We start from the raw sequence: 20,211 nt of genomic DNA, 5'->3' as shown, positions 1-20,211 counted from the left end.
TCTCAGGAGGTGATCGGTCGCACCAATGGGAACAGGATGGTCTCGCGTATGCCGAGTCCGGTCAGCGTCATCATCAGCCGGTCCATGCCCATGCCGACGCCGCCGGTGGGCGGCATGCCGTACTCGAGCGCCTCGAGGAAGTCCTCGTCGAGCACCATCGCCTCGGGGTCCCCGGCCGCGGCCAGCAGCGCCTGTGCGGTGAAGCGCTCGCGCTGCACCGTGGGGTCGACCAGCTCGGAGTAGCCGGTGCCCCGCTCGATGCCGCCGATGTAGAGGTCCCACTTCTCCGCGACCCCGGGCGTGCTGCGGTGCGCCCGGGTCAGCGGCGAGGTGTCGGTCGGGTAGTCCATGACGAAGGTCGGGTCCTGCAGCGAGTCCTGGACCAGCGCCTCGAACAGCTCCTCGACCAGCTTCCCGTGGCCCCAGGCGGGGTCCACGCCCAGGTCGACCCGGGCGGCGTGGGCGCGCAGCTGGTCGACGGTGGTGGCCGGGGTGATCTCCTCGCCGAGCGCCTGGGAGGTGATCCCGTACAGGGAGACCTGCGGCCATTCCCCGCCGAGGTCGACCTCGGTCCCGTCGTGGTGCCGGGCGACGTGGTCGCCGAACAATGCCGCGCACGATTCCTGCACGAGTTCGCGCGTCGTGGTGGCCATGTCCTGGTAGTCCGCGTGCGCCTCGTAGAACTCGAGCATGGCGAACTCCGGTGAATGCGAGGAGTCGGCGCCCTCGTTCCGGAAGTTGCGGTTGATCTCGAAGACCCGGTCCAGGCCGCCGACGATGCAGCGCTTGAGGAACAATTCCGGCGCGATGCGGAGGTACAGGTCGAGGTCGAACGCATTCATGTGGGTGCGGAACGGACGCGCGGTGGCCCCGCCGTGCACCACCTGCAGCATCGGCGTCTCGACCTCGAGGTAGCCGCGGGTGGTGAGCCCGGCGCGGACGGCGGCGTTCACCGCGGCCCGCTGGTGCACGGTGCGCCGGGCCTCGTCGCGGACGATGAGGTCCACGTAGCGGCGGCGGACCCGCAGCTCCTCGCTCATCGGCTTGTGCGCCACCGGCAGCGGGCGCAGCGCCTTGGCCGCCAGCTGCCAGGAGTCGGCGAAGACCGAGAGCTCACCGCGGCGGGAGGTGCCCACCTCGCCGGTGACCAGCACGTGGTCGCCGAGGTCGACGTCGGCCTTCCAGGCGGCGAGGGCGTCCTCGCCGACCCGGTCGCGGGAGAGCATCACCTGCAGCTCGGTGCCGCCCTCGCGGAGGGTGGCGAAGCAGAGCTTGCCGGTGTTGCGGCTGAAGATGACCCGCCCGGTCACCCCGACCGTCGTCCCGGTCATCACGTCGGCGTCCAGGTCGGGGTGCGCCTCGCGGACGGCGGCCAGCGACGTCGTCCGCGGCACCGACACCGGGTAGGGCTCGACGCCGGCGGCGCGCAGCCGGTCGAGCTTGCCGCGGCGGACCCGCAGCTGCTCGGGGAGCTCGTCGTCCGGGGGTTCAGGGGGGCCGTCGGTCACCGGGCAAGCCTACGGAGGTGCCTCAGCGGGTCGACTGGTGCTTCTCGTGGGCCAGCCGCAGGCCCTGGACGGTGAGGTCGGGGTCCCGCTCGCCGACCGACCGGCAGCTGTCCACGACCAGCGGGTGCAGGCCGCCGGTGGCGACCACGACCGGTCCCACGCCGAAGGAGGCCATGAGCTCGGCGGCGACCCGGTCGACCAGGCCGTCGACCAGCCCGGCGAACCCCAGGACGACGCCGGACTGCAGGGCGGCGACCGTGTTCTTCCCGATCGCCTTGGTGGGGACCGTCAGCTCCACCGAGCGCAGCTGGGCGGCGCGGGCGGCCAGCGCGTCCAGCGACACCTCGACCCCCGGGGCGATGGCGCCGCCGAGGAACTGGCCGGCCGGGCCGACGGCGTCCACGGTGGTGGAGGTGCCGAAGTCCACGACGACCACCGGCCGGCCGGTGCCGTCGGGGCGCTTGCCGTGCAGCTCGTGGGCGGCCAGCGCGGTGACCACCCGGTCGGCGCCGACCTCGCGCGGGTTGTCCACGTGCAGCGGCACCCCGGTGCGCACGCCGGGCCCGATGAGGGTGACCGGCACGTCCAGGCGGTCCAGCAGCTGGCGGAGCACCGGCAGCAGCTGCGGGACCGTCGAGCAGGCCGACACCCCGGTGACCTCGACGTCGCGCAGCAGGCCGCGCCACAGCAGCTGGATCTCGTCGGCGGTGGCCCGGGGCTGGGTGCGCACCCGCCAGCAGCCGGTCACCCGGTCGCCGTCGAAGGTGGCCAGCACGGTGTGGCTGTTGCCGACGTCCACGCACAGGAGGCTCATGCCGGCCGCAGGTCCAGCGCGAGGTCGAGGATCGGCGAGCTGTGCGTGAGCGCCCCGACCGACAGGTAGTCCACGCCGGTGGCGGCGACCTCGCGGGCGACGGCCAGGGTCAGCCCGCCGGTGGCCTCGGTCTCGGCCCGGCCGGCCACCGCGGCGACGGCCTCGCGCAGGACGTCGGGGGTCATGTTGTCCAGCAGCAGGAAGTCAGCGCCGGCCTCGACGGCCTCCACCGCCTGCCCGACGGTGTCCGCCTCCACCTGCACCGTCACCCGGGGTGCCCGCTCCCGGACGGCGGCGACCGCGGCGGCCACCGACCCGGCGGCGGCCACGTGGTTGTCCTTGATCATCGCGACGTCGTACAGGCCCATGCGCTTGTTGGAGCCGCCGCCGCAGCGCACGGCGTACTTCTCCAGCGGCCGCAGCATCGGGGTGGTCTTGCGGGTGTCCAGCACCACCGCGCCGGTCCCGGCCACGGCGTCCACCCAGGCCCGGGTGGCGGTGGCGATGCCGCTGGCCCGGCTGGCGATGTTGAGCGCCGACCGCTCGGCCGCCAGCAGCGCCCGGACGTGGCCGGAGACGGTGAGCAGGACGTCGCCGCGGCGGACCACGTCGCCGTCGGCCGCGCCGGCGGTGATCGACGCCGACGGGGACAGCCGGGCGAACACCCGGGCGGCCACCGGCAGCCCGGCGACCACGCCGTCGGCCCGGGCAACCAGGTCGGCGGTGCCGCGCTGGGTGGCCGGCACGGTGGCCGCGCTGGTGACGTCGTGGGCGACCGCCTGGTCGGGGGCGTGCGGCAGCGGCGAGCCGCCGGTGAGGTCCTCGGCCAGGGTGCGCTCGACCAGGTCGGTCACCCAGGCCTCGTCCAGGCCGGTGCCGGTCAGGTCGCGGGGGTCCCGCGGGTGGACGGCGGTCACCAGTGCACCTCCGGGGCGGCGCCGACCGGGCGGGGGGTCAGCTGCAGCGAGCCGTCGGGGTGCAGCCGGATGTCCAGGTGCACCCGCCAGGCGTCCTCGGCGTCGGGGTGGTCCTCGCGCCAGTGGCAGCCGCGCGTCTCCTCCCGGGCGCCGGCCGCGGCGGTCAGCGCGGTCGCCACGGTCAGCAGGTCGGTGGCCTCCCAGGCGGGGACGCCGGGCTCGGTGGTGCCCAGCAGCCCGGCGATCGCCGAGAGCTCGCCGGCGGCCACGACCAGGCCGGTGCCGCTGCGCAGCGCACCGACCCGGGCGGACATGGTGGCGGTGAGCCGACCGCGGGCGGCGGGGTCGAGCAGGCCGTCGAGGTGCGCGACCGCCGGCGGCACCGGCTCGGGCACCGGCAGCTCGGCGGCCAGCGCCGCGCCGATCCGGCCGGCGAACACCAGACCCTCCAGCAGGGAGTTCGACGCCAGCCGGTTGGCCCCGTGCACGCCGGTGCAGGCCACCTCGCCGCAGGCGTAGAGGCCGGGCACGGTGGTGCGCCCGGCGAGGTCGGTGACCAGCCCGCCCGAGGCGTAGTGCGCCGCCGGGGTGACCGGCACCAGCTCGGTGACCGGGTCGATGCCGGCCTCCCGGCAGCGCGCCACGATCGTCGGGAACCGGTCGGCCAGGCCCTCGACGTGCCGGGCGTCGAGGAAGACGTGGTCGGTGCCGTCGCGCAGCTGCACCCGGGTGATGGCCTTGGCCACGACGTCGCGTGGGGCGAGCTCGGCCAGCGGGTGGACGCTGACCATGAACCGCTCGCCGGCGGCGTCCCGCAGCAGGGCGCCCTCCCCACGCAGCGCCTCGGACACCAGCGGCTGCTGCCCGCGGGAGTCCGGGCCCAGGTAGAGCGCGGTGGGGTGGAACTGCACGAACTCCAGGTCGGTGGCCACCGCGCCGGCCCGCAGCCCCAGGGCCACGCCGTCCCCGGTGGACACCGACGGGTTGGTGGTCGCGGCGTAGACCTGCCCCATGCCCCCGGTGGCCAGCACGACGGCCCGGGCGCGCACAGCACCGACGCCGTCCGCCGTCCCCTCCCCCAGCACGTGCAGCGTGACCCCGGCGGCCCGGCCGGCGCCGTCGGTGAGCAGGTCCAGCACCATCGCGTGCTCGACCAGCGTGATGCCGGGGTCGGCGGTGATCGCCGCGTGCAGGGCCCGCTGCACCTCCGCGCCGGTGGCGTCGCCGCCGGCGTGCACGATCCGGTCGGCGTGGTGCCCGCCCTCGCGGGTCAGCAGCAGGTGCCCGTCGGCCCCGCGGTCGAAGGCGGCGCCCCAGCCGATCAGCTGGCGCAGCCGGTCCGGTCCCTCGGTGACCAGCGCCTGCACGGCCGCCGGCTCGCACAGCCCGACGCCGGCGGTCTCGGTGTCCGCGGCGTGCGCGGCGGCCGAGTCGGTCTCGGCCAGCACCGCGGCGATCCCGCCCTGGGCCCACCGGGTCGACCCGTCGTCCACCTCGACCTTGGTCACCACGGCGACCGAGAGCCCCGCGGCCCGGGCGTGCAGCGCGACGCACAGCCCGGCCACCCCGGAGCCCACGACGCAGACGTCGGCGGTCAGCTCCCAGCCCGGGGCCTGTGCGGCCAGCCGCACGGGCAGGCTGGTCAGGAGAGGGGGGCCCACGACCGGGCCGGCCAGCGTCACCGCCGGACCGTATCCCCCCGGACCACGTCGCCCCGGACGAGATCGTTGCCGGCCACGCCGGGGGGCGGGGTCGCCGGGTCCGCGCCGAGCTCGACGACCCGGTTGGCGCCGTCGACGTGCACGACCCGCGGGAGGTAGGACTTCGCCTCCGCGTCGTCCACCAGCCCGTAGCTGATCAGGATGACCAGGTCGCCCGGGTGCACCAGGTGCGCGGCGGCCCCGTTGATGCCGATCACGCCCGAGCCGCGCTCGCCGGGGATGACGTAGGTCTCCAGCCGCGCGCCGTTGGTGACGTCGACGATGGCCACCTGCTCGCCGGGCAGCAGGTCCGCGGCGTCCAACAGGTCCTCGTCGACGGTCACCGAGCCGACGTAGTGCAGGTCGGCCTGGGTGACCGTGGCCCGGTGGATCTTGGACTTGAGCATCGTGCGCATCATCGGGGGCCTCCCAGCTCGGTCCCCAGGTCGAGGGCCGTGTTGTCGATCAGACGGGTGCTGCCGGCGCGGGCGGCGACCAGCAGGCGGGCGGGTCCCGGGCCGGGCTCGGCGCCCAGGTCGGGGTCGGTCAGGGCCAGGTAGTCCGGGACCAGGTCGGGGGCGCTGGCCAGGACGGCCCGGGCCGCGGCCAGGACGGCGGCGGCCCCCTGCGGGCCGGCGGCCGCACCGGCCCGCAGCGCGGCCGACAGCGCCGCCGCGGCCGTGCGCTGGGCGGGGTCGAGGAACCGGTTGCGCGAGGACAGCGCCATGCCGTCGTCCTCCCGCACGGTGGGGACGCCGACGACCTGCACGCCCAGGGCAAGCTCGCGGGCCATGGCCCGGATGAGGGTGAGCTGCTGGTAGTCCTTCTCGCCGAAGACGGCGACGTCCGGCCGGACCAGGCCGAAGAGCTTCGCCACGACGGTCAGCACGCCGGCGAAGTGCCCGGGCCGGACCGCGCCCTCGAGGACGTCGCCGAGCGGGCCGGGGTGCACGGTGACCCCGACGGCGCCGGCCGGGTAGACCTCGTCGACGCCGGGGTGGAGCACGACGTCGGCGCCCTCCTCGGCCAGGGCGGCCAGGTCGGCGTCCCAGGTGCGCGGGTAGCGGTCGAAGTCCTCGCCGGGGCCGAACTGGGTCGGGTTGACGAAGACCGACACCACGACGCTGCCGCCGAGCGAGCGGGCGTGCCGGACCAGCGTGCGGTGGCCCTCGTGCAGCGCGCCCATGGTGGGCACCAGCACCACCGGGCCGGGCAGCCCGGCCAGCAGCTCGCGCAGCTCCGCGGCGGTCTCCGCCACGGCCGTCGTCACGACGGGACCTCCACCCCGTCGAGCAGGTCGACCAGCGGCTGGGCCTCGTGCGCCCGCAGCCGGCCCGCGGCCTGCGCCCGCTCGGTGGTGCGCCGGGCCATGGCGGCGTACCCGGCGACGGCGTCGGGGGCGCGCTCGGCCAGCGCCGCCAGGTGCCCGGCCACGGTTCCGACGTCACCCCGGCTGACCGGCCCGGTCAACCCGGCGTCGCCGCGGCGCAGCCCGTTGTCCAGGGCGGCGGTGAGCAGCGGACCCAGCACCCGGGCCGGGGCGTCCACGCCGGCGGCGCGCAGCAGGTCCGCGGCCTCGGCCACCAGCGTGACCAGGTGGTTCGCGCCGGTGACCAGCGCTGCGTGGTAGAGCACGCGGTCGGCCTCGGCGACCCAGAAGGGCTCGCCACCCATCTCCAGGACGACGGTCTCGGCCACGGCGCGGTGCTCGACCAGGCTGGTGATGCCGAAGGGCGTGCCGACCAGGCGGTCCAGGTCCTCGGGGCCGCCGGAGAACGTCATCGCCGGGTGCAGGGCCAGGCCCAGCACGCCGACGGCCTGGGCGGGTGCCAGGACGGCCAGCCCGTGGGCGCCGGAGGTGTGCAGGGCCAGCTGGCCGCGGCGCCAGACGCCGGTCTCGGCGAGGCCGGCGACCAGCCCCGGCAGGGCGTCGTCCGGCACGGCCAGGACGACCAGGTCGGCCGCGGCGACGACCTCGTCGGCCGGCAGCAGCGGGACGCCGGGCAGCAGGCGCTGCGCGCGGTCCCGGGAGGCGGCGGACAGGCCCGCGGCGGCGACCACCTCGTGGCCGGCGGCGGCGAGCGCGGCGCCCAGCACGGAGCCGACCCGGCCGGCTCCGACCACGCCGACGCGCAGGCGGGCGGGGGCACCGGGGTTCGGGGCTGCGGCGCGCAGGGGCAGACCAGGGCGGGACGGCATCATCGGTGCACCTCTCGTTCCAGTCCCTGACGGGTACCGGACTTGTCGGCGATGCCGGGGCCTCCTCGTCGAGGACCCGGGTGGTGCGGTCGACCCGGCGGTCCCGCTGCGGCCGTGTGCCACGCGGGTGTCGTGTCGGTGGCGAGTGTGTTACCCGCGGACGCGCCCGGCAACGCCTGGGCGGTGTGTGCTGACTCACCCGGTGCAGCTGCGGAGGGGATGGCTACGGTGCGGCTGTGACCGACGCAGCCGCGGCATCGACGCCGCCCGCCCGCCCCGACCCGACCTCCTTCGCCGGCCGGACCGCCCTGGTGACCGGCGCCAGCCGCGGCATCGGCCTGGCCATCGCCCGCTCGCTGGTCGACCGCGGCGCCCGGGTGGTGCTCACCGCCCGCAAGCCCGACGCGCTCGCCGAGGCGGTGGCGTCCCTCGGCGGCCCCGAGGTCGCCGTCGCCGTGGCCGGCAACGCCGCGGACCCCGAGCACCGGGCCGAGGCGGTGCGGACCGCCGTCGAGACCTTCGGCAGCCTGGACCACCTGGTCGGCAACGTCGGCATCAACCCGGTCTACGGCCCGCTGCTGGACACCCCGCTGGACGCCTTCCGCAAGATCCTGGACACCAACGTGGTCGGCACCCTCGGCCTGGTGCAGGAGGCGCACCGCGCCTGGCTGGGCGAGCACGGCGGGTCGATCCTGATCGTGGCCTCGGTCGCCGGGCTCAAGTCCAGCCAGGGCATCGCCGCCTACGGCGTCAGCAAGGCGGCGCTGGTCAACCTGACCACCCAGCTGGCCGTCGAGCTCGGCCCGCAGCGCATCCGGGTCAACGCCGTGGCCCCGGCCGTGGTGAAGACCCGGTTCGCCGAGGCGCTGTTCACCGGCCGCGAGGACGAGGTCTCCCGGCAGTACCCCGTCGGGCGCCTCGGGGTCCCCGAGGACATCGGCGAGGCCGGCGCCTACCTGCTCTCCGACGCCGCCGGGTGGGTCACCGGCCAGACCCTCGTCCTGGACGGCGGCGCGCTGTCCCAGGGTCCGATCTGACCGCTACGAGCTGAGCACCCGGGCGAGGACGTCGTCCTCGCCCGGGTCGTCGTCCTCGCGGTAGCGACGGCGACGGCGACCGCCGCCGGCGGTCGACCCCGACTCGGCCAGGATCTCGGTGAGCCGCTGGTGACCGGCGGTCTCGAAGACGTCGGGCTCGTGCTCGGGCTCGGCCGGCGGCGGGGCCGGCTCCTCCGGCGCCCGGCGACGGTGCGGAGCCGCCTCGGCCTCCGGCGCTGCCCACAGCTCGGTAGCCGGGCCAGCGGCGCTGGCCGGCTCGGCCCGGACCGGCGGAGCAGGCTCGACCGGCGGGGGCTCGACCGGCGGGGTGGACGGCTGCACGGGCGGCGGGGTCCGGGCCGGGACCTGGACGACGGCGGGCTGCTCTGCGGTGCCGTGCCGGGCGGCGCTGTCGGGCCGGGCGACCCGGTCGTCCTGGGTCGGGCTGGCGTGCCGGGACGGCGGCTCGGCCGGGCGCTCCCGCGGGGCCAGCCAGGCGAACGGCGACGGCGGCTCCGCGGCCGGGCGGTCCGGTGCGGACGGGACCGGCGGCGGCTGCACCCGCGCGACGAGGTCGTCCTCGGCGGACCGGGACGCGCCGGTCCACCCCGTGCCGGCGTCGCCGTCGATGACGTCGCTGCCCGCGGCACCCAGCTCGGCCCGCTCGGCCGGCATCCGGATGGACTGGGTGCGCATCACGATCCGCTCGACGAGCATCTCGCCGGACAGCTGCTCGGTCAGCTCGTGCCGCAGCCGGCCCATGTCGGCCTGCAGCTCGCCCAGGCCGACGAGCTGGTCGCGCAGACCGGCGAGGGAGGCCAGGTCGGCCCGGAGCTTGTCCATCTCCGCCCGCATCGCCTCCTGGGTCTCGCGCCGCAGCTGGTTCTCCAGCTTCAGCTCGTACTCCCGGCGGGCGGCGACCTCCCGCTCCAGCTCCAGCGAGTAGGCCTGGCGCAGCTGGTTCTCCCGGCCCTCGGCGACGGCCTGGTCGGTCTTGCGCCGCCCGGCCGAGAACGCCGCGATGACGAAGGCCCAGGCGACCGCGATCACCGCCAGCCGCAGGTAGAGCGCGTTGTCGGTGAGGAAGACCGCCAGCGTGGCGGCGATGGCCAGGGCGAACCCGAGCACCAGCCCGGCGATCCGCACGACCGGGGACAGGCGGGACTCCGGCGGTCGCGGTCGTGGAGCACTCGTCCCCAGGTCACCCGGCCCGCCAGTCACGGGCCAGAGGGTACGGGGCGTGTGTGACGATCCGGTCCCGGTCACCGCGTCGCCGTCCCGGGCCGCCCCTGGCAGGCTGGGGGCGGTGACCACAACGCTGCTGGACTGGCGCCGCCGGGTGCACGCGCTCTACGCCGAGGCCCGCGCCGCGGAGGACCCCGCGGCCGGCTGGGCGACCTGGCGGGCCGGCCGGGACGCCCTGTTCACCGACCACCCGGACTCCCCGTTGGGGGACTCGGCGCGGACGGCGTTCACCGGCATCCCGGTCGCCCCCTACGACCCGGCGATGCGGTTCGTCGTGCCGCTGGAGGACGCGGCACCGCAGCGCCTGGAGCTGCCCACCGCAGACGACGGCGTGGTGGGGATGGAGCGGATCGGGCGGGTGACCCTCGGCGAGGTCGGCCGGTTGGACGTCTGGTGGCTGCGCGGCTACGCCGGCGGGCTCTTCCTGCCGCTGCACGACGGCTCCTCGGGCGCGACCACCTACGGCGGCGGCCGCTACCTCCTGGACACCGTCAAGGGCGCCGACCTGGGCGGGGACGGCGACCGGCTGGTGGTGGACCTCAACTTCGCCTACCACCCGAGCTGCACCTACGACCCGCGCTGGTCCTGCCCGCTCCCCCAGGCCGGCAACCGGGTGGCCGCCGTCGTCGCCGCCGGCGAGCAGCTGCCCGAGGGCGGCTGGTACTAGAAGGACCCCCTCGCCCCCCACGACGCGCTCCGCACGCCGTGGGTCCCTGCGAGGGGGCCGTTCCAGACTGTCCCGTGCGCTACTGGGCCAGGATCGGGTCCGTGGACAGGACCTGGGCCATGGAGATCTCGCCCTGGATCAGGGCCTGGTTGGTCGCGGCACCCAGGTCGTAGTCGCCGAGCGAGGCGAACTGGAAGCCGTAGACGTCCTCGAGCCCGATCTGGCAGAACGGCCGGGTCGGGCACTCGGGGGTGGCGCCCAGGATCAGCGAGCCGTCCGAGCACGCCTCGGCCAGCTCGGACATCGTGGTGATGCCGCCCAGCTCGTCCTGCAGCGCCTTGGTGATGGCGAAGGCGTTGCTGTCCTCGGCCTCGGCCGGCTCGCCGAAGGTCAGGCCGGCGGGGGTGCCCAGGCTGCGCAGGGTCTCGACGCTGGAGTCCAGGTCACCGGAGACGACGGCCTCGTCGGGGTTGCCGTCCAGGTACTCGGCGACCGTGCCCACGTACTCCGGGAAGACCTGGAACTGACCGGCCTGCAGGGCGGGCAGGTAGGCCTCGCGCTGGCCGACGGTCTGCACCGTGGCGGTGAAGCCGGCGTTGTTCAGCGCACCGGCGTAGACGTTGGCCAGGATCTGGCTCTCGGTGAAGCTGGCGGCCCCGACGGTGACGGCGCCGCTGCCGGTGACGCCCGAGCCGAGGTCGTTGTCCTCGACGTAGGCGGCCGCGGCGTCGATGGCGCTCTGGCGCTCGACGTCCACGGCGGCGTTCAGGCCGACGAGGTCTTCGGTGGTGAGCACCGAGGACACGGTGTTCAGCGCCTCGATCGCGGTGGGGTTGGCCTCGGCGTAGGAGGTCACCAGCGCCGGGATGATGTTGTCGACGGCCTGGAGCTCCTTGTCGTCCTCCATCACCACGAGCTGGTCGTCGGCGATGGGGGCGCAGGTGTCGCCGGAGGCCTGGCCGCCGTCGGAGCCGCCCCCGCCGTTGCCGGAGGAGCCGGACTCACCGCAGGCGGCGGTGGCCAGCACCGCGGTGAGGGCGAACGTGGTGGTGAGGATGCGGGCGCGCGTGCGCATGGAGTCCGCCTTCTGTGTCCCGCGCCCCCGGACGTGGGGGCGACGCGTGTCCGGCGGGAGGTGTCCCGCGGCTCCTGAGCGAACCCTGTGCGCCCTGACCAGCGCAAATCCCACGGGACACCGTGACCGAACCGTTAGCCCCCGGGAACGCCGCGAGGCGGGCACCCCGTCCGGGTGCCCGCCTCGACGAACGTGCTGGAACGGCCTGGCTGCAGGGACCCGCGGCGTGCGGAGCGCGTCGTGGGGGGCAGCCAGGTCCTTCTCCTACTGGGCGAAGACCGGGTCCGTGGACAGGGCCAGCGCCAGGGAGATCTCGCCCTGCTTGAGGGCGTTGTTCGTCGGGGCACCGAGGTCGTAGTCGTTCACCTGGGCGAAGGTGAAGCCGTAGGTCTCCTCGAGGCCGGGCTGGCAGAAGGGCCGCGTCGGGCACTCCGGGGTGCCGCCGAGCACCAGCGAGCCGTCGGAGCAGGCGTCGGCCAGCTCGGACAGCGTGGTGATGCCGCCCAGCTCGTCCTGCAGCGTGGTGGTGATGGCGAAGGCGTTCTCGTCGGCGGCCTCGGCCGGCTCGCCGAAGGTCAGGCCGACCGCGTCGCCCAGCGGGCGGAGCGCCTCGACGGTGGCGTCCAGGTCGGCGCTGGCGACGGCCTCGTCGGGGTTGCCGTCCAGGTACTCGGTCAGCGTGCCCACGTACTCGGGGAAGACGTCGAACTCGCCGCTCTGGAGGGCCGGCAGGTAGGTCTCGCGCTGACCCACGGTCTGCACCGTGGCGGTGTAGCCGGCGGCGGTCAGGGTGTCGGCGTAGACGTTGGCGAGGATCTGGCTCTCGGTGAAGCCCGCGGCCCCGACCCGCACGGTGCCGGTGCCGGCCGCGGCGTCGGCCCCCAGGCCCTGCTCCTCGACGTAGGCCGCCGCGACGTCCTCGGCGGACTTCCGCTCGATGTCCACGCCGGAGTTCAGCGCCACCAGGTCCTCGGTGGTCAGCACCGAGGAGATGGAGCTGAGCACGTCGAGCACGCCGGGGTTGCTGCCGGCGTAGGCGGAGTTGATGGCCGGGATGATGTTGTCCACGGCCTGCAGGCCCTTGTCGTCCTCGAGGACGACGAGCTGGTCGCCGGCGATCGGCGCGCAGGCCTCCCCGGAGGCCTCGCCGCCCCCGCCGGTGCTGGTGCCCGAGGAGCCGGACTCCCCGCAGGCGGCGGTGGCGAGCACCGTGGCGACGGCGAACGTGATGGTTGCTGTGCGGGCGCTGGTGCGCATGGGTCCGCCTTCTGTGTCCCGCGCCCCCAGGTCTGGAGGCGACGCGTGTCTGGCGGGAGGACTCCCGCAGCTCACAACTGAACTCGCCCCGCCCGACCTGTGCAAAGCACCGTTGCCGAGCTGTGACCTAGGTGCGGGTGCCGGCCCCGACCAGCTCGTCGCGGCCGTCGACGGCGGGCAGGTCGACCGGCTCGTCCACCGGACGGCGGGAGCGGCCCCGGGTGAAGGGCAGCTGCTTCTGGCCGGGCGTGACCACCCAGGTGACCACGGCCAGCAGCACCTCGGTGAGCAGCGCCAGCAGCGCGACCAGCAGCGCGCCGGCGATGACCACCCCGTTGTCCTGGCGGGCGAACCCGGTCCGGATCACCGACCCGAGGGTGCCGCCGCCCAGCAGCGCGGCCAGCGTCGCGGTGGCCACGACCTGGACGGCCGCCGTCCGGATGCCGGTCATCATCAGCGGGACGGCGAGGGGCAGCTCGGCCCGCAGCACCACCTGGCGCTCGCTCATGCCCATCGCCCGGGCGGACTCCACGACGTCCCGGTCGACCTCGCGGAAGCCGACGTAGGTGTTGGCCAGGATCGGCGGGATGGCGAAGACGGCCAGCGCGATGACCGGTGCCCAGATGGTGAACCCGATGGGGGTCACCGCGAAGATCGTCAGGATCGCCAGCGTCGGCACCGCGCGGGAGACGTTGGCCAGACCGACGGTGAGGGCGCCGCCGCGACCGGTGTGCCCGAGCACCACCGCCAGCGGGACGGCGATGACCAGCCCGATGCCCAGCGCGAGGCCGGCGATCTGCAGGTGCTGGCCGGCCAGGTCGAGGATCCCGCGCGGGCGGGTCCAGTTGACCGGGTCGTTGAGGTAGAGGACGGCGTCCCCGATGACGCTCACGCGGCCACCTCCACGGTCTCGGCGGGGGTCGCGGCGGCGCGGCGGCCGGCCGTGGGTGTGCGGTTCCAGGGGGTGAGCACCCGCTCCAGCAGGGCCAGCAGCTGGTCGGCGACCAGGGCGAGCACCACGCAGGCGAGGGTGCCGAAGACGATCGGCGGCCGGTAGTAGTTCGCGCTGAAGCCGTTGACGATGATGATCTGGCCCAGCCCGCCCTGGCCGACGACGACGCCCACGGTGACCAGCGCGACGGTGGAGACCGTCGCGATCCGCAGGCCGGCCATGATCGAGGGCAGCGCCAGCGGGATCTCGACCTTCGCCAGCAGCCGGCCGGTGCCGTAGCCCATGCCGCGCGCGGCCTCGACGGCGTCGGCGGGCACGGCCTGCAGACCGGCCAGGAAGTTGCGCACCAGGATCACCAGCGAGTACAGCACCAGGCCCACCGCGACGGTGGTCTCGGACAGGCCGGTGAACGGCGCCAGGAAGGCGAACATGGCCAGCGACGGGATCGTGTAGACCAGCGTCGACAGCCCCAGGACCGGCCCGGTCAGGAACCGGCTGCGCCGCGCCAGCAGGGCCAGCGGAAACGCGATGAGCGCGCCGATCAGCACCGAGACGACGGTCAACCTGATGTGCTGGATCAACAACGGCATGATGGTGCTCCAGTTGTCGACCACCCACGAGGAGCTGAACCACGGGTTCGGCGCCGCGTCCACCGCGAGCACCGCCATACCGCTCGCTGCGCTCACCGAGCGCTCACCAGGAAGGCCACCGCGTGGACGCTACTGCCACCGCTGCCGGCACCACCACCGCTGACGCTGGTCAGGGGGGTGCCGAGGAGATCCGCCTCGAGGGCGTGAGCAAGGTCTACCCCGACGGGTCGGTCGGCGTGCAGGCCCTCGACCTCACCTTCGCCCCCGGGCAGCTGACCGTCCTGGTCGGCCCGTCGGGCTGCGGGAAGACCACCACGATGAAGATGATCAACCGGATCATCGAGCCGAGCACCGGGCGCATCCTGGTCGGCGGCGACGACGTCACCGACGTCGACCCGACCCAGCTGCGCCGCCGGATCGGCTACGTGATCCAGAACGTCGGGCTCTTCCCGCACCAGTCGATCCGGACCAACGTCGGGACGGTGCCCAAGCTGCTGGGCTGGGACAAGAAGCGCACCCGGGACCGGGTGGAGGAGCTGCTGAGCACCGTCGGGCTGGACCCGGCCACCTTCGGCGACCGCTACCCCCACCAGCTCTCCGGTGGGCAGCGCCAGCGGGCCGGCGTGGCCCGGGCCCTGGCCGCGGACCCCTCGGTCCTGCTGATGGACGAGCCGTTCTCCGCCGTCGACCCGGTGGTCCGCGAGCGGCTGCAGTCGGAGTTCCTCCGGCTGCAGGAGACCGTGCGCAAGACGATCGTCTTCGTCACCCACGACATCGAGGAGGCCGTGCGCCTCGGCGACCGGATCGCGGTGATGAGCGAGGGCGGCAAGGTCGAGCAGTACGCCACCCCGGCCGAGCTGCTGGGCAAGCCGGCCAGCCCGTTCGTCGCGGACTTCGTCGGCTCGGACCGCGCGCTCAAGCGGCTGGCCGTCACCGGCATCGAGATCGAGGACCTGGAGCGCCCGCCGGTCGTCCACGTCGGCGACGGGCTCGCCGACGCCCGCGCGGTCCTGGACCGGACCGGCGCGCGGTGGGCCGTGGTGCTCGACGACCAGGATGCGCTGCACGGCTGGCTGTCCCTGGACCGCGCCCAGGGTGCGGGCACGGTGCGCGAGGTGAGCCGCCGGATGGACGCCTGGGTGCCGGTGAACTCCACGCTGAAGAACGCGTTCGCGATCATGCTGCGGATGGAGGCCGGCTGGGTGGCGGTGCTCGACGGCGACCGCTTCCTCGGCGTCCTCACCCCGGAGTCGCTGCACGCCGCGCTGCGCCGGTCGGTCGACGGCGCCGTCCCCGAGACCGCGGGCTCGGCCCTGGTCTGAGCCGACGGCGTCCCGCCCGGGGTCAGTCCTCGGGCGGGACGCGACAGGCGCGCTCCAGGAGCAGGGCGCCGGCCAGCAGGGCCGCCGAGCAGCCCACGCCGACCCCGGCCGCGACCGCGTCGCCGGACGCCGCGGCCAACCGGCCGACCTGGGACAGGGTGAAGACCAGCGCACCGGCCCACAGCCCGGCGAACCCGGCGGCCACCCAGGCGCTGGCCTGGGCCAGCACGGCGAGCCGGGCGACCAGCATCGGCTCCACCGGGTCGAGGGACCGCTGCCCGGGCGCCAGGGCGGTCGCCTCGCCGGAGCGGGCCGCGCGCCGGCGGTCCCGGTCGGTGGTCAGCCGGGCGGCCAGCGAGCGCGCGCCGAGGCCCTCGGCCGCCCCCAGCAGGGCCAGCGGCACGGGCTGCCACCAGTGCAGGCCGGGCAGGTCCCCGTAGAACGCCCGGACGACGACCCAGCCGAGCACCGCCAGGCCCACCGCGACCACGACGAGGTCCCGCCGGCTGACCGGTCTCACGCCAGCTGCTCCCAGCGCTGCACGCCCTCGACGTCGCCGGCCGGCAGCCCGGCCAGCAGCTCGCGGACCGACCCGTGCCCGGGCAGGACGGCGGCCGGGTCCAGGGCCAGCCACGGCACCAGCACGAAGGCCCGCTCGTGCGCCCGGGGGTGCGGCAGGGTGAGCTCCGGGTCGGTGGAGAGCACGGGGGCACCGTCGTCCCCGGTCACGGCGACCACGTCGACGTCCAGCGTCCGCGGCCCGAACCGGACCTCCCGGGTCCGGCCGGCGGCGTCCTCGAGCTCGTGGGCCAGCGCCAGCCAGCCGGCGGCGTCCCGCTCGCCGCGGACGACGGCGACCGCGTTGAGGAACGGCGGCTGCTCGACCGGGCCCCACGGCGGGGTCTCGTACAGCACCGAGCGGGCGACCAGGCCCTCGCCCACCAGCGCGCGCAGCGCGGTGCGCAGGGTGCCGGCCCGGTCGCCCAGGTTCGCCCCCAGCGAGAGGACGGCGCGGGTCACCCGCGGGTCCGGTTGATGGTCACGGTGACGTCGTCGAAGGGGACGCCGAGGTCGGCCTCGGGCTTGTGCACGGTGATCTGCACGGCGTCCACCAGCGGGTTGGCCAGGCAGACGTCGGCCAGCCGCTGCGCGAGGGTCTCCAGCAGGTCGACCGGCTCGCCGGTCAGCACCGCGTGCAGCTGCTGGGCGAGCTCGGCGTAGTTCACCGTCCGGGCCAGGTCGTCGTCGGCCGCGGCCGGCGCGGTGTCCACGTCCAGCACGGCGTCCACCCGGAAGGTCTGGCCCTGCTCGCGCTCGACGGCGTACACGCCGTGGTGGGCGTGGGCGGTGAGGCCGCGGACGGCGATCTGGTCAGGCACGGTTCCTCCGGGGTCGGGCTCGGTCACGGGCGGCGCGGACGGCGGCCACGGTACGGACGGCGTCGACCGACGGGCCGGCGTCGTGCACCCGCACGCCCCACGCCCCGGCCTCCGCGGCCAGCACCGTGGTGGCCAGCGTGGCGGCGTCCCGCTCCTCGGCCGGGCGAGGGGTGCCGTCGGCGCCGGCCAGCAGCCTGCCCAGGAAGGTCTTCCGGGAGGCCCCGACCAGCAGCGGCAACCCCAGGTCCACCAGCCGGTCCAGCCCGGCCAGCAGCGCCCAGTTGTGCTCGGCGTTCTTGGCGAACCCCAGCCCGGGGTCCAGGAGCAGCTGGGCGGGGTCCACGCCGGCGGCGACGACGTCCTCGACCCGGGCGGTCAGCTCGGCGCAGACCTCGGTCACGACGTCGCCGTACCGGGCCGCGGCGTACATCTCGCGGCTGTGCCCGCGCCAGTGCATCAGCACCCACGGCACGCCGCGCTCGGCGACCAGCCGGGCCATGCCGGCGTCGGCGAGCCCCCCGCTGACGTCGTTGACCAGCCGGGCGCCGGCGTCCAGCGCGGCGGCGGCGACCTCCGCGCGGGTGGTGTCGATCGACACCGCCACCCCGGCGGCGCTCAGCTGCGCCACCACCGGCAGCACACGGGCGCTCTCCTCCGCCGCCGCGACCCGGTCGGCGCCGGGGCGGGTGGACTCACCGCCGACGTCCACCCAGTCGGCGCCGGCGGCGTGCATGGCCAGGCCGTGCGCCACCGCGCTGGGGGTGTCGGCGAAGCAGCCGCCGTCGGAGAAGGAGTCCGGGGTGACGTTGAGGACGCCCATCACCTGGCAGCGCCCGGTGCTCACGGGCGGGTCCGGGGGCAGGGCGGCGTCACCGCCCGAGGACCAGGCTCATCGCCTCGGCGCGGGTGGCCGCGGACTCCTTGAACACCCCGCGGACCGCCGAGGTCAGCGTGCGGGTGCCGGGCTTGCGGACCCCGCGCATGGCCATGCACAGGTGCTCGGCCTCGACGACCACGATGACGCCGCGCGGGCGCAGGCCCTCCATCATCGCGTCGGCGATCTGCTTGGTCATCCGCTCCTGCACCTGCGGACGGCGGGCGTACACCTCGACCAGCCGGGCCAGCTTGCTCAGCCCGGTCACCCGGCCGTCGGCACCGGGGATGTAGCCGATGTGGGCCACCCCGTGGAAGGGCACCAGGTGGTGCTCGCAGGTGGAGTACAGCGCGATGTCGCGGACCAGCACCAGCTCGTCGTGGTCCTCGTCGAAGGTGGTGGCCAGCACCTGCGCCGGGTCCTGCCGGAGCCCGGCGAAGGTCTCGGCGTACGCCCGGGCGACCCGGGCCGGGGTCTCCCGCAGCCCGGGCCGGTCGGGGTCCTCCCCCACGGCGATCAGCAGCTCCCGCACGGCGGCCTCGGCCCGGGCGTGGTCGACGCCGTCCTCGGCGTGCGGCACGGGGCCTGGGTCCACGGCGTGGTCGGTCACCGGGACTGCGGTGCGCCGGCGTCCCCCACCGGCAGCGGCTTCTCGTCGTCGAACGCCCCGGCTGTCGAGCCGTTGCCCCGGGACTGCTCGGCCGGGGTCAGCACGGGCGGCCGGTCGCTCGGCGTCCGCTTGCCGAAGCCGTTGTAGGGCGCGAGGTTGGGCCGCTTGACGACCCCGGCGCAGATCCGCGCCATGTCGTCCTTGGTCAGCGTCTCCTTCTCGATGAGCTCGAGGACGAGGCTGTCCAGCACGTGCCGGTGCTCGACCAGGATCTCCCAGGCCTCGTCGTGCGCGGCCTCGATGAGGGCGCGCACCTCGGCGTCGATGTCGGCGGCGACGGCCTCGGAGTAGCCCGGCCGCGAGCCCATGTCCCGGCCCATGAAGGGCTCGGCGTCCGAGCTGCCGTACTTGACCGCGCCGAGCTTGGCGCTCATGCCGTACTCGGTGACCATCGACTTGGCCATCGCGGTGGCCTTCTCGATGTCGTTGCCGGCACCGGTGGTCGGCTCGTGGAAGACGAGCTCCTCGGCCGCCCGGCCGCCCAGCGCGTAGGCGAGGGAGTCGATCATCTCCGAGCGGGTCTGGGTGTACTTGTCCTCGGTGGGCAGCACCAGGGTGTGGCCCAGCGACCGGCCGCGCGGCAGGATCGTCACCTTGTGCACCGGGTCCAGGTTGGGCAGCGCGTGCGCCACCAGGGCGTGGCCGCCCTCGTGGTAGGCGGTGACCTTCTTCTCCTTGGCGCTCATCGCCCGGGTCTTGCGCTCGGGACCGGCGAGGACGCGGTCGATCGCCTCCTCGAGGGTGGCGTCGGTGATGACCGTGCCGCCGTGCCGGGCGGTGAGCAGCGCCGCCTCGTTGAGCACGTTGGCGAGGTCGGCACCGGTGAAGCCCGGCGTCCGGCGGGCCAGGGTCTCCAGGTCCACGTCGTCGGCCAGCGGCTTGCCGGTGGCGTGCACCTTGAGGACGGCGACGCGGCCGAGCAGGTCGGGCCGGTCGACGGCGATCTGCCGGTCGAAGCGACCCGGGCGCAGCAGCGCGGGGTCCAGGATGTCGGGCCGGTTGGTGGCGGCGATCATGATGACCCCGCCCTTGACGTCGAAGCCGTCCATCTCGACCAGCATCTGGTTGAGGGTCTGCTCGCGCTCGTCGTGCCCGCCGCCCATGCCGGCGCCGCGGTGCCGGCCGACGGCGTCGATCTCGTCGATGAAGATGATCGCCGGGGCGTTGGTCTTGGCCTGCTCGAACAGGTCGCGGACCCGGCTGGCGCCGACGCCGACGAACATCTCGACGAAGTCCGAGCCGGAGATCGAGTAGAACGGCACCCCGGCTTCGCCGGCGACCGCCCGGGCCAGCAGGGTCTTGCCGGTGCCGGGGGGCCCGAACAGCAGCACGCCCTTGGGGATCTTCGCGCCGATCGCCTGGTACTTGACCGGGTTCTGCAGGAAGTCCTTGATCTCGTGGAGTTCCTCGATCGCCTCGTCGGCGCCGGCGACGTCGGCGAACGTGGTCTTCGGGGTGTCCTTGCTGACCGCCTTGGCCTTGGACTTGCCGAAGGCCATGACGCCGCGGCCGCCGCCCTGCATCGAGCTGAACAGCCAGAACAGCAGGCCCAGGATGATGAGGAACGGCAGGAAGCTGATCAGGATCGACGTCAGGACGTTGTCCTGGGTGACGTTGGTGTCGAAGTCGACCCCGCTGTCCGACGTCCCGCCGGAGTCCGCGTCGGCACCGCTGACCAGGTCGTAGATCTGGGAGTCCGCACCCGCCGGGTAGTAGGCGGTGATCTTGGACTCGCCGTCCACGGGCTGCTGGAGGTCGATGTCGAGGGTCTGCTCGCGGTCGTTGATGGTGACGCTGGCGACGTTGTCGTCGGAGAACTGGGCGAGCGCCGTGGAGGTCGAGACCTCCTTGTAGTCGCTGCCACCGCTGAAGGACTGGACGCCGATCGCGACGACCAACACGACGAGCGCGACCCAGAACCAGACCGACCGGAAGATCTTCTTACGTTCCATGTACCGATGCCGGGCGGCCGGGGATGCCCCGGGATGCCCGTCGACCCTCCTGC

Annotated in this window: 21 protein-coding genes; 3 read left to right on the top strand and 18 right to left on the bottom strand. The window is 74.9% G+C overall.

Features of this window, described 5'->3' with window-relative positions; translation table 11 throughout:
- Positions 1 to 2: 2 nt before the first annotated feature.
- From lysS to UXQ13_RS00790, 7 genes are read right to left on the bottom strand one after another with little or no spacing between them, the layout of a single operon-like run.
- The gene (lysS, locus tag UXQ13_RS00820) at positions 3 to 1,508 is read right to left on the bottom strand and encodes a lysine--tRNA ligase (RefSeq protein WP_225234432.1); all 1,506 of its coding nucleotides are present in this window, start codon (positions 1,506 to 1,508) and stop codon (positions 3 to 5) included.
- A gap of 22 nt (positions 1,509 to 1,530) precedes the next feature.
- Positions 1,531 to 2,322 carry a type III pantothenate kinase gene (locus UXQ13_RS00815; protein WP_225234431.1) on the bottom strand — a complete coding sequence of 264 codons (792 nt, stop codon included), beginning with the start codon at positions 2,320 to 2,322 and terminating at the stop codon, positions 1,531 to 1,533.
- Positions 2,319 to 3,239, bottom strand: coding sequence for a carboxylating nicotinate-nucleotide diphosphorylase (nadC, locus tag UXQ13_RS00810; protein WP_225234430.1), 921 nt, complete (start codon positions 3,237 to 3,239; stop codon positions 2,319 to 2,321). The genes UXQ13_RS00815 and nadC overlap by 4 nt, the downstream gene beginning before the upstream one ends.
- The gene (locus tag UXQ13_RS00805; RefSeq protein ID WP_225234429.1) at positions 3,236 to 4,921 is read right to left on the bottom strand and encodes an L-aspartate oxidase; all 1,686 of its coding nucleotides are present in this window, start codon (positions 4,919 to 4,921) and stop codon (positions 3,236 to 3,238) included. Before UXQ13_RS00805 ends, nadC begins: the two co-directional genes overlap by 4 nt.
- Positions 4,918 to 5,346, bottom strand: coding sequence for an aspartate 1-decarboxylase (gene panD, locus UXQ13_RS00800; protein ID WP_336391620.1), 429 nt, complete (start codon positions 5,344 to 5,346; stop codon positions 4,918 to 4,920). Before panD ends, UXQ13_RS00805 begins: the two co-directional genes overlap by 4 nt.
- Positions 5,347 to 5,354: 8 nt before the next feature.
- On the bottom strand, positions 5,355 to 6,209 hold the full coding sequence (panC, locus tag UXQ13_RS00795) for a pantoate--beta-alanine ligase (RefSeq protein ID WP_225234427.1): 855 nt from the start codon (positions 6,207 to 6,209) through the stop codon (positions 5,355 to 5,357).
- A complete protein-coding gene (locus UXQ13_RS00790) occupies positions 6,206 to 7,141 on the bottom strand; it encodes a Rossmann-like and DUF2520 domain-containing protein (RefSeq protein WP_336391619.1) in 936 nt (311 codons plus the stop codon). Before UXQ13_RS00790 ends, panC begins: the two co-directional genes overlap by 4 nt.
- 233 nt (positions 7,142 to 7,374) lie before the next feature.
- On the opposite strand from UXQ13_RS00790, the gene UXQ13_RS00785 reads away from it, so the two are divergent.
- Positions 7,375 to 8,175 carry an SDR family oxidoreductase gene (locus tag UXQ13_RS00785; RefSeq protein WP_225234425.1) on the top strand — a complete coding sequence of 267 codons (801 nt, stop codon included), beginning with the start codon at positions 7,375 to 7,377 and terminating at the stop codon, positions 8,173 to 8,175.
- Positions 8,176 to 8,178: 3 nt separating this feature from the next.
- Here UXQ13_RS00785 and UXQ13_RS00780 read toward each other — a convergent pair whose 3' ends face one another.
- The gene (locus tag UXQ13_RS00780; RefSeq protein WP_225234424.1) at positions 8,179 to 9,396 is read right to left on the bottom strand and encodes a DUF6779 domain-containing protein; all 1,218 of its coding nucleotides are present in this window, start codon (positions 9,394 to 9,396) and stop codon (positions 8,179 to 8,181) included.
- 85 nt (positions 9,397 to 9,481) lie between these two features.
- Here UXQ13_RS00780 and UXQ13_RS00775 point away from each other — a divergent pair, with 85 nt between their 5' ends.
- Positions 9,482 to 10,087, top strand: a complete 606-nt coding sequence (locus UXQ13_RS00775) for a DUF1684 domain-containing protein (protein WP_225234423.1) — start codon at positions 9,482 to 9,484, stop codon at positions 10,085 to 10,087.
- Between the two features lie 79 nt (positions 10,088 to 10,166).
- On the opposite strand, the gene UXQ13_RS00770 is transcribed toward UXQ13_RS00775, so the two are convergent.
- The 4 genes from UXQ13_RS00770 to UXQ13_RS00755 form a co-directional block, all read right to left on the bottom strand.
- Complete coding sequence (locus UXQ13_RS00770; protein WP_225234422.1) at positions 10,167 to 11,162, bottom strand: glycine betaine ABC transporter substrate-binding protein; 996 nt, start codon at positions 11,160 to 11,162, stop codon at positions 10,167 to 10,169.
- Positions 11,163 to 11,426: 264 nt separating this feature from the next.
- On the bottom strand, positions 11,427 to 12,419 hold the full coding sequence (locus tag UXQ13_RS00765) for a glycine betaine ABC transporter substrate-binding protein (protein ID WP_336391618.1): 993 nt from the start codon (positions 12,417 to 12,419) through the stop codon (positions 11,427 to 11,429).
- A gap of 127 nt (positions 12,420 to 12,546) precedes the next feature.
- A complete protein-coding gene (locus UXQ13_RS00760) occupies positions 12,547 to 13,311 on the bottom strand; it encodes an ABC transporter permease (protein WP_336391617.1) in 765 nt (254 codons plus the stop codon).
- Positions 13,308 to 14,057 (bottom strand): ABC transporter permease, encoded by a 750-nt coding sequence (locus UXQ13_RS00755; protein WP_225234419.1) that lies wholly within the window; start codon positions 14,055 to 14,057, stop codon positions 13,308 to 13,310. The genes UXQ13_RS00760 and UXQ13_RS00755 overlap by 4 nt, the downstream gene beginning before the upstream one ends.
- A 107-nt stretch (positions 14,058 to 14,164) precedes the next feature.
- Between UXQ13_RS00755 and UXQ13_RS00750 the strand changes: the two genes are divergently transcribed.
- Positions 14,165 to 15,283 carry an ABC transporter ATP-binding protein gene (locus tag UXQ13_RS00750; RefSeq protein WP_225234418.1) on the top strand — a complete coding sequence of 373 codons (1,119 nt, stop codon included), beginning with the start codon at positions 14,165 to 14,167 and terminating at the stop codon, positions 15,281 to 15,283.
- Positions 15,284 to 15,305: 22 nt separating this feature from the next.
- Here UXQ13_RS00750 and UXQ13_RS00745 read toward each other — a convergent pair whose 3' ends face one another.
- From UXQ13_RS00745 to ftsH, 6 genes are read right to left on the bottom strand one after another with little or no spacing between them, the layout of a single operon-like run.
- Positions 15,306 to 15,803 carry a DUF3180 domain-containing protein gene (locus tag UXQ13_RS00745; protein WP_225234417.1) on the bottom strand — a complete coding sequence of 166 codons (498 nt, stop codon included), beginning with the start codon at positions 15,801 to 15,803 and terminating at the stop codon, positions 15,306 to 15,308.
- Positions 15,800 to 16,303: a 2-amino-4-hydroxy-6-hydroxymethyldihydropteridine diphosphokinase gene (folK, locus tag UXQ13_RS00740; protein ID WP_225234416.1), complete on the bottom strand. Its 504-nt coding sequence runs from the start codon at positions 16,301 to 16,303 to the stop codon at positions 15,800 to 15,802. The genes UXQ13_RS00745 and folK overlap by 4 nt, the downstream gene beginning before the upstream one ends.
- Positions 16,300 to 16,662, bottom strand: coding sequence for a dihydroneopterin aldolase (folB, locus tag UXQ13_RS00735; RefSeq protein WP_225234415.1), 363 nt, complete (start codon positions 16,660 to 16,662; stop codon positions 16,300 to 16,302). The genes folK and folB overlap by 4 nt, the downstream gene beginning before the upstream one ends.
- Positions 16,655 to 17,506 (bottom strand): dihydropteroate synthase, encoded by an 852-nt coding sequence (folP, locus tag UXQ13_RS00730; protein ID WP_225234414.1) that lies wholly within the window; start codon positions 17,504 to 17,506, stop codon positions 16,655 to 16,657. The genes folB and folP overlap by 8 nt, the downstream gene beginning before the upstream one ends.
- Before the next feature lie 25 nt (positions 17,507 to 17,531).
- The gene (gene folE / locus UXQ13_RS00725; RefSeq protein WP_225234413.1) at positions 17,532 to 18,146 is read right to left on the bottom strand and encodes a GTP cyclohydrolase I FolE; all 615 of its coding nucleotides are present in this window, start codon (positions 18,144 to 18,146) and stop codon (positions 17,532 to 17,534) included.
- Positions 18,143 to 20,158, bottom strand: a complete 2,016-nt coding sequence (ftsH, locus tag UXQ13_RS00720) for an ATP-dependent zinc metalloprotease FtsH (protein ID WP_225234412.1) — start codon at positions 20,156 to 20,158, stop codon at positions 18,143 to 18,145. The genes folE and ftsH overlap by 4 nt, the downstream gene beginning before the upstream one ends.
- Positions 20,159 to 20,211: the final 53 nt, after the last annotated feature.

The sequence above is a fragment of the Klenkia terrae genome (assembly GCF_037083865.1).
GTDB classification, from domain to species: domain Bacteria; phylum Actinomycetota; class Actinomycetes; order Mycobacteriales; family Geodermatophilaceae; genus Klenkia; species Klenkia terrae.
Note: the sequence above shows the minus strand (reverse complement) of the source record. Positions and strands in the feature narration are given on the sequence as shown.

Bases quoted from the DNA above. Each gene is read 5' to 3' on its own strand.
- UXQ13_RS00790 (WP_336391619.1), bottom strand. From the start codon at position 7,141: ATGATGCCGTCCCGCCCTGGTCTGCCCCTGCGCGCCGCAGCCCCGAAC.
- panD (WP_336391620.1), bottom strand. From the start codon at position 5,346: ATGCTCAAGTCCAAGATCCACCGGGCCACGGTCACCCAGGCCGACCTG.
- UXQ13_RS00765 (WP_336391618.1), bottom strand. From the start codon at position 12,419: ATGCGCACCAGCGCCCGCACAGCAACCATCACGTTCGCCGTCGCCACG.
- ftsH (WP_225234412.1), bottom strand. From the start codon at position 20,158: ATGGAACGTAAGAAGATCTTCCGGTCGGTCTGGTTCTGGGTCGCGCTC.
- UXQ13_RS00770 (WP_225234422.1), bottom strand. From the start codon at position 11,162: ATGCGCACGCGCGCCCGCATCCTCACCACCACGTTCGCCCTCACCGCG.
- UXQ13_RS00815 (WP_225234431.1), bottom strand. From the start codon at position 2,322: ATGAGCCTCCTGTGCGTGGACGTCGGCAACAGCCACACCGTGCTGGCC.